Raw genomic sequence first — 7,811 nt, 5'->3', positions numbered from 1 at the left:
CGGTACCAGCTTCGGCCAGAATGTGCTGGCCGACGAGAGCGACTGGGCACTGTTCCTCGATGAGGCCGACCTTGCCGGCCTGCCGGACTTCGTGAAAAGCTCGATGGCCGAAGCCGCCGAGATACGCGGCCAGAAGGGCCGCTACGCCGTCACCCTGTCGCGCTCGATCTACGAGCCGTTCTCGACCTTCTCCGAGCGCCGCGATCTGCGCGAGATCGCCTTCCGCGCCTTCACCATGCGCGGCCAGAATGGCGGCGCCACCGACAACACGAACGTGGTGCGCGACATGCTGCGCCTGCGCGCCGAGAAGGCAAAGCTGCTCGGCTACGCCTCCTTCGCCGCGCTGAAGCTCGATGACACCATGGCCAAGACACCGAAGGCCGTGCACGCGCTGCTCGACCCGGTGTGGGAAAAGGCGCTTGAGAAGGCAGCAAGCGACCAGATCGAATTGCAACGGTTGGCGACGGAGGCCGGCAGCAACGAAAAATTCGCCGCCTGGGACTGGCGCTTCTACCAGGAGAAACTGCGTGCGGAAAAATTCGCCTTCGACGAGGCGGAGCTGAAGCCCTATTTGCAGCTCGACCGCATCATCGACGCTTGCTTCGATGTGGCGACACGGCTGTTCGGCATCACCTTCGAGGAGAAGAAGGGCATCGCTGCCTGGCACCCCGACGCCCGCGTCTTCGTGGTGAAAAATGCCGATGGCAGCGAGCGCGGCCTGTTCCTCGCCGATTATTTCGCCCGGCCCTCGAAGCGCTCCGGCGCCTGGATGAGCGCGCTGCAGTCCGGCTACAGGCTCGGCCACGGTGCGAGCCCGGTGATCTACAACATCATGAACTTCGCCAAGCCGCCGGCCGGCGAGCCCGCGCTGCTGTCGGTCGACGAGGCGAAAACGCTGTTCCACGAATTCGGTCATGCTTTGCACGGCATGCTGACCGATGTCACCTGGCCCTCGGTTTCGGGCACCTCGGTCAGCCGCGATTTCGTCGAACTGCCCTCGCAGCTCTACGAACATTGGCTGACCGTGCCGGCGGTGCTGGAAAGACACGCGCTGCATGTGAAGACCGGCAAGCCGATGCCCAAGGCGCTGCTCGACAAGATGCTGGCCGCGCGGACTTTTGGCGCTGGCTTTGCAACAGTAGAGTTCACCGCATCCGCGCTGATGGACATGGCTTATCACGCACGGCCGGATGCGCCTGAAGCACCACTTCGTTTCGAAACCGAAACGCTTGCAGAGCTGCACATGCCGGACACCATAGCCATGCGTCACCGCACCCCGCATTTCGGCCACGTCTTCTCCGGCGACGGCTATTCGGCCGGCTATTATTCCTACATGTGGTCGGAAGTGCTCGATGCGGACGCTTTCGCCGCCTTCGAGGAGACCGGCGACCCCTTCAACCCGGCGCTCGCCGAACGGCTGCGCAAGAACATCTACGCCGCCGGCGGTTCGAAGGATCCGGAAGAACTCTACACCGCATTTCGCGGCAAGATGCCGTCGCCCGAAGCGATGATGGTGAAGCGGGGATTGGTGTAGCACCGGATAATCTCCCCCCTCGAGGGGGAGATGGCCGCGAAGCGGCCAGAGGGGGTCGGTTCGACCGGGCTCGGCCTGCTGCGGCAGAAGAAGGTTGGCGCATTACGTCAGGCGACCCCCTCTGTCGGCTTCAGCGACATCTCCCCCTCAAGGGGGGAGATTGCCTGCATCCTTCCAAGGATCCGCAACCCTTGGCCACACCGGCCTTGTCAGCTTCTTGTAATCGGTCACCGCCGGATTGCTGGGATACGAACTCGGCGCCGAGACATAGATGATCTCGGCGGCGATCGGCTCGAAGCCGGCGTAGAAATGGTTGGTCGACTTGATCAGCAGCATGTCCTTGGCCATCGGATCGACGCCGATGTTGGAAAAGATATCCGGCTCGAAGGTCTGTGTGCGGTTGGTGTTGAGAATGATGTCGACCTCGGTGCCTTCGAGGCGGACCAGCGCCGTCGGCCCCAGCGTCACCCGGCTTGGCCCGAAACTCTGCCAGCCCTCCGCAACCGCTTTCAGCACGCGCACGCGCGCGTCGATCGGCTCGCCTGCCTGCGGCCCGGCCTTGCCGCCGAAGCGCAGATCGATGACCGCGCCTTCGCCCGCCGCCAGGCAGAAGGTGACCGCGATCGGATCCCAGATCGTCGCCACGGCGAACCTGTCCAGGCCACGCGCCAGCATCTGGCGCAGCACGAAGGTGCCGTCGCCGGGCACACCGCCGCCGGGATTGTCCCAGATATCGGCGATGACCACCGGCTTGCCCGGATTCTCGGCGCGCACGGCCAGCGCCCGGTCGATGCCGTCGGTGGCGCTCAGCATCGTCATCGCCGTCTTTTCGCGCAGCGCGTAGAGTTCCCGCCCGAGCCTTTCCGCCAGCGCGTCACCCTTGGCCTTGTCATCGTCGGTGACGACCAGGATGCGTGTGCCCATTTCGGCCACGTCGGCCGCCATGAAGCCATGGATGACGGAGACCGACAGCACGCCGTCCTTGCCGTGCAGCGCCTTGATGCGGTCGACGAAGGAGCGCATCGGCTCGCGGCTGGTCGGCAGCACCTGGATCATGCGGCAATCGAAGGTCGAGATGACCGGCTTGATCTCGCCCCTCGCCGCCGCAAGGCCAAGCTCGACGACGTGTTCGCCGCGCTCGTAGAAATCGGTGTGCGGAAATTCGAGGAAGTAGGCGAGGATGTCGGAGGCCGCCACGCGCTTCGGTGTCAGATGGCTGTGCGGATCGAGTTCCGCGGCGATCACCACCTGCGGCCCGACCATTGCGCGAACCCGTTCGAGCAAGTCGCCTTCGCAGTCGTCATAGCCTTGCGCCACCATGGCGCCATGCAGGCCGAGGATGACGGCATCGACCGGCAGCGCTGCCTTGAGCTGGCCAAGGATCTCGTCGCGCAGCGCCTCATAGGTCTGCCGTTGCACCAGGCCGCCCGGCTCCGCCCAGGTGGCGGTGCCCTCGATGACATCGAGGCCTTCGGCCGCTGCCCGCCGGCGCAGCGCCACCATCGGCGAGGAGCACAGCGTCGGCGTGTCCGGATGTTTGCCGGGCCCGGCATAGAAGGCCATCTCGAACGAGGCCCTATCGGTCGGCACCGGCGAGAAGGTGTTGGTTTCCGTCGCCAGCGAGGCGGTGAAAATGCGCATGAAAGCTCCGTCCGTGAATAGGCGTTATTTGACCGCCCCGAGCGCCAGCCCGCGAACGAGGTAGCGCTGCAGCCAGATGAACAGGATGGCCACCGGCAAGGTCGCCAGCAACGTCGCGGCCATGACGTGGTGCCATTCGATGGTGTAGCGGCCGGCGACCAGCGAAAACACCTGGATCGGCAGCGTATAGCTTTCCTGGCTGCGCAGCATGGTGAGCGCCACGACGAATTCGTTCCAGGCATTGATGAAGGTGAAGATCGCGGTCACCGCGATCGCCGGCAGGCAGAGCGGCAGGAACACCTTGCGCAAGGTCAGCCAGCGGCCGGCGCCCTCCATCCAGGCGGCTTCCTCGAGATCGCGCGGAATGGTGTCGAAATAGCTCTGCAGCATCCACACCGTGAAGGCGACGTTGAAGGCCATGTAGATGAAGCCGAGCGCCGTCGTGCTCTCGACCAAGCCCCAGGCCGCCATCAGCCGGAACAGGCCAAGCACCAGCACGATCGGCGAGATCATCTGCGAAATCAGCAGGAACTGGCGCAAGGCGCCGTAGCCGGCAAAGCGGAAGCGCGACATCGCATAGGCCGCCGGAACCGAGATCAGGATGGCGCCAACCGTGGCGATCACAGACACGTAGAGCGAATTGAGCAGCGCCTGGCCAAAGCCGGTCGCCACCCACATGTCGGAAAAATTCGACCAGCGGAATTCGCTCGGCCACCAGGTCGGCGACAGCACTTCCTGCCTCGGCTTGACCGCGGTCAGGAACATCACCGCGAAGGGAAAGAGCGTCACCACGATCAGCGGCGCCAGCAGCAGCCAGGCGATGATGGAGCGTTTCAGCTTGCTCGTCATGTGCGTTGCTCCCGCATCGCCAGCCGCACATAGATCATGGTGAAGACCAGCAATATGGCGAACATCACCAGCGACACCGCCGATGCTTCGCCCAGCTTGCCGATGCGGAAGGCCAGCTTGTAGAGATGGGTGACCAGGATATCGGTCGAGTTGGCCGGGCCGCCCTGCGTCATCACCCAGATGATCGGGAAGGAATTGAAGACGTAGATGGTGTTGAGCACGATGGCGATGTTGATGAACGGTTTCAGGAGCGGAAAGGTGATTTCGCGGAACTGCTGCAGCGGCGTCGCCCCTTCGAGCGCCGCCGCCTCGTAGAGATCGTCCGGAATCGACGACAGCCCGCCGAGAAAGATCGTCGTCGTGAACGGCACCGTCACCAGGATACCGATCAGCACCTGCATCGGGAAAGCGGTCTCGGCGCTCGCCAGCCATTGGATGTTGTGATCGATGAGCCCGAGGCCGATCAGCGCCGAATTGAGCATGCCGCTTTCGCCGCTCAGCGCCCAGCGCCAGACCACCGCGGTCATGGTCAGCGACACCGCCCAGGGCAGCATGATGATGACGCGGGCGATGCCGCGGCCATAGAAATCGGTGTTGAGGATCATCGCCACCGGGATCGACAAGAGAAGCGCACCGCCGACCACCATCACCGTCCATTGGCCGGTGCGCCAGAGCGCGGCCGTGAAATCGGGATCGGCAGCGAGTGCCGCGAAATTGGCGAAGTCGTTGAAGTCGCGAAGCTGGCCGAAGCGGCTGACCTCATGCGTCGAGATCTGGATCAGGTCCCAGACCGGCCAGAAGATGACCACCGCCGCCAGAAACAGGCTGGGCAAGGTCAGGAGATAGGGCAAGAAACGATTTTGCATCTGCTGGCCTGCAACCTCGGCGTGCTGGATCAGAAGGTTCTGCTTATGCGAATTTCGGATCCGCCGCACCGGGCCGGGAACCTAGGTGTGGCGCGCCCCGCCTGAGTCTGGGGCGCGCCACGGGCGCAGGGAGATACGCCCTATTTCTTCAGCACGGCCTCTATTTCTTCAGCACGGTGTTGGCCTTGGCGGCCGCGTCCTTCAAGCCCGCCTCAGGGTCGCCGCCGAGATAGATCTTCTGCATGGCGTCCGACGTGATCTGGGCGACTTCTTCCCAGCCCGGAATGACCGGCGCGAAGCGGGCGTCGGGCAGCAGCGCGGTGAACGCCGCCAGATCGGCATTGTTGACGTAGTAGTCCATCTTGGCCTCTTCCTTGTTCACCGGCAGGAAGCCTTCGCCTTGCGTGAACTTGGCGCGCTGTTCCGTGGTGAACAGGAAATCGAGCAGCTTCCAGGCTTCGTCCTTGTTCTTGGAGTTCTTGAACATGATGATGGAATCGGTCACGCCATAGGTGCCGCGCGCGCCGGTCGGGCCGGCGGGGATGGCTGCAACGCCGTATTTCAGGTTCGGCGCCTCGTCCTTGATCTGGTTGGACAGGAAGGGTGCGGTGATCATCATGCCGACCTTGCCCTGCTTGAACAGGTTCTGCACGTCTTCGCGGTTGTTGGAGGTGACGCCGGGTTCGGTCAGGCCTTCGTCGATCATCGACTTGTAGAGCTTGGCGGCCTCAAGCGCACCTGGCGTGCTCAGGCCCGAAGTGCCGTCCTTGTTGAGGATCTCGGTGCCCTGCGACCACATCGCATAATAGTAATAGACGTCGGTCTCGATCTCCTTGCCCTGCAGGCCGAAGCCGAACGTGCCCGACCCCAGCGCCTTGATCTTGCGCGCATCTTCCTGCAGCTCGGTCCAGGTTGCCGGTGGCTTGGCGATGCCGGCTTTCTCGAACAGCTCCTTGTTGTAGTACATGGCGCGCGCCGAGGCCGCGATCGGCAGGCCGTAGGTCTTGCCGTCCATGATCGAGGGCGACAGGAAGGTGTCGATGAAGCGATCCTTGAAGTCGGGCTTGATGTAGCCGTCGAGCGGCTCGGCGACATCCTGCTGGACGAAGTCGATCAGCCAGCGCGTGCCGATGATCGACAGATCGGCATTGGTGCCGGCGGTGATGTCGGTGGTCAGCTTCTGCAGCAGCACATCCCACGGCACCACTTCGAACTTGACGCTGATGCCGGGGTTCGCCGCCTCGAATTCCTTCTTGACGTCGGCGAAATAGGGAGCAGTCTTGGCGCTGTACTCGGCCACGGTGACGCGCACCTCGCCCGCATCCGCCTGCGCCGCAATTGCCAGCATGCTCATTCCGGCCATCAGGCCGACAGTCCATTTTGCAAGGCTCATTTGATCTCTCCCATTGGTGTTGCGCCTGCGCGCCTCTCCGTGCCGGAGCAGAAGATTTATGTGACTTTCCTACATTATCGATGATTTGAAGGCTTACAAGCGGATTATTGTGTTGCTTAATTACATTTACAGGCCTAGGCCTTATGCGATCTGTCAGAACTCCCGGAGGATGACGCACGGTGGTTTCGCAATCCGAGTTCGAGGGCAGGGCCGAGTTCGAAGGCAGGGCCGAGTTCGAGGGCAAGACCGTCGTGGTGACGGGTGCCGGCGGCGGGCTCGGCACGGCCATCGTGGCGCTGATAGCGCAAAGAGGCGCCAGGGTCGTCGGTTGCGATCAGTCAAGCGAGGCGCTGAACAGTCCGCACCTTGCCTCCCGCCATGTCTTCGATCTTCTCGACAAGGCATCGATAGCGACGGCGATCGGCGCGATCCTCGACCGGGATGGTGTGCCCGACATTCTCATCAACAATGCCGGCTGGACGCGTGCCGAGACGATTTCGGCGCTCGATCCCGACAGAATAGAGCAGGAACTCGATCTCAACCTGACTGGCGTGATGAATTTCGCCGACCCGCTGGTCAAGGCGATGGCTGGCCGCGGCTCGGGCAGCGTCGTCTTCATCTCCTCGGTCAACGCCATCGCGCATTTCGGCAATCCGGCCTATGCCGCCGCCAAGGCCGGCATCAACGCCTATGCCAAGGCGATCGCCGTCGAGCTCGGCCGCAGCGGCCTGCGCGCCAATGTCGTTTGCCCCGGATCGATCCGCACCGCCGCCTGGGACCACCGCCTTGCCAAGGATCCCGAAATCCTCGGCAAATTGCAGCGGCTCTATCCGCTCGGCCGCATCGTCAACGCCGCGGAAGTGGCGGAAGCCGTCGCCTTCCTTGCGTCCGATCGCGCATCGGGAATAACAGGCGTGGTGATGCCCGTGGACGCGGGACTGACCGCCGGCTGCCTGCCCTTCATCGACGACATTCTGGGAGCGTGACAATGACCGATGTCGAGTTTCGCGATCTGTCGAAATCCTTCGGCCAGCACAAGATCCTCGAGAACATCAGCCTCGATATCAAGAGCGGCGAGTTCGTCGTCCTCGTCGGCCCGTCCGGCTGCGGCAAGTCGACCTTGCTGCGCATGCTGGCCGGCCTGGAGACGATCACCTCCGGCGACCTGTTGATCGGCGGCGTGCGCGCCAACGCGCTGCCGCCACAGCAGCGCAACATCGCCATGGTGTTCCAGTCCTATGCGCTGTTTCCGCATCTGAAGGCAGCTGACAATATCGGCTTTGGCCCGAAGATCCGCGGCGAGACGCGCACGGTGATCGATGAGAAGGTCAAGAAGGCGTCCGGCGTCCTCAATCTCTTCTCCTATCTCGACCGCTATCCCCGCCAGCTGTCGGGCGGCCAGCGCCAGCGCGTCGCCATGGGCCGCGCCATCGTGCGCGAGCCGTCTGTGTTCCTGTTCGACGAGCCGCTGTCCAACCTCGACGCGCAATTGCGCGTCGAGGTTGGACAGCGGCTCGTCGAACAGGAA

The 7,811-nt window shown here is 63.4% G+C and carries 7 protein-coding genes; 3 read left to right on the top strand and 4 right to left on the bottom strand.

The features are described from left to right. The coding region (locus tag EN964_RS17550) for a M3 family metallopeptidase (RefSeq protein WP_164775861.1) at window positions 1-1,534 on the top strand (1,534 nt) is incomplete at its 5' end. 147 nt (window positions 1,535-1,681) lie between these two features. Here the strand turns inward: EN964_RS17550 and EN964_RS17545 are convergent. From EN964_RS17545 to EN964_RS17530, 4 genes are all read right to left on the bottom strand, one after another. Then, window positions 1,682-3,175 (bottom strand): M81 family metallopeptidase, encoded by a 1,494-nt coding sequence (locus EN964_RS17545; RefSeq protein ID WP_127276574.1) that lies wholly within the window; start codon window positions 3,173-3,175, stop codon window positions 1,682-1,684. Between the two features lie 24 nt (window positions 3,176-3,199). Continuing rightward, a complete protein-coding gene (locus tag EN964_RS17540; protein WP_013528984.1) occupies window positions 3,200-4,024 on the bottom strand; it encodes a carbohydrate ABC transporter permease in 825 nt (274 codons plus the stop codon). After that, entirely contained in the window at window positions 4,021-4,890 is an 870-nt protein-coding gene (locus EN964_RS17535; protein ID WP_023811708.1) for a carbohydrate ABC transporter permease, read from the bottom strand. Before EN964_RS17535 ends, EN964_RS17540 begins: the two co-directional genes overlap by 4 nt. 160 nt (window positions 4,891-5,050) lie before the next feature. Next, window positions 5,051-6,283 carry a sugar ABC transporter substrate-binding protein gene (locus EN964_RS17530; RefSeq protein ID WP_127268520.1) on the bottom strand — a complete coding sequence of 411 codons (1,233 nt, stop codon included), beginning with the start codon at window positions 6,281-6,283 and terminating at the stop codon, window positions 5,051-5,053. 179 nt (window positions 6,284-6,462) lie between these two features. Here EN964_RS17530 and EN964_RS17525 point away from each other — a divergent pair, with 179 nt between their 5' ends. Together EN964_RS17525 and EN964_RS17520 are read left to right on the top strand one after the other, a co-directional pair. Next, on the top strand, window positions 6,463-7,269 hold the full coding sequence (locus EN964_RS17525; RefSeq protein ID WP_127276572.1) for an SDR family oxidoreductase: 807 nt from the start codon (window positions 6,463-6,465) through the stop codon (window positions 7,267-7,269). 2 nt (window positions 7,270-7,271) lie between these two features. After that, on the top strand, window positions 7,272-7,811 hold a 540-nt coding region (locus EN964_RS17520; protein ID WP_164775860.1), incomplete at its 3' end, for an ABC transporter ATP-binding protein.

The organism is Mesorhizobium sp. M7A.F.Ca.CA.001.10.2.1, from assembly GCF_003998575.1.
Lineage (GTDB): Bacteria > Pseudomonadota > Alphaproteobacteria > Rhizobiales > Rhizobiaceae > Mesorhizobium.
The sequence above is the reverse complement of the archived record's forward strand: the minus strand, read 5'-3'. Positions and strand labels throughout refer to the sequence as shown.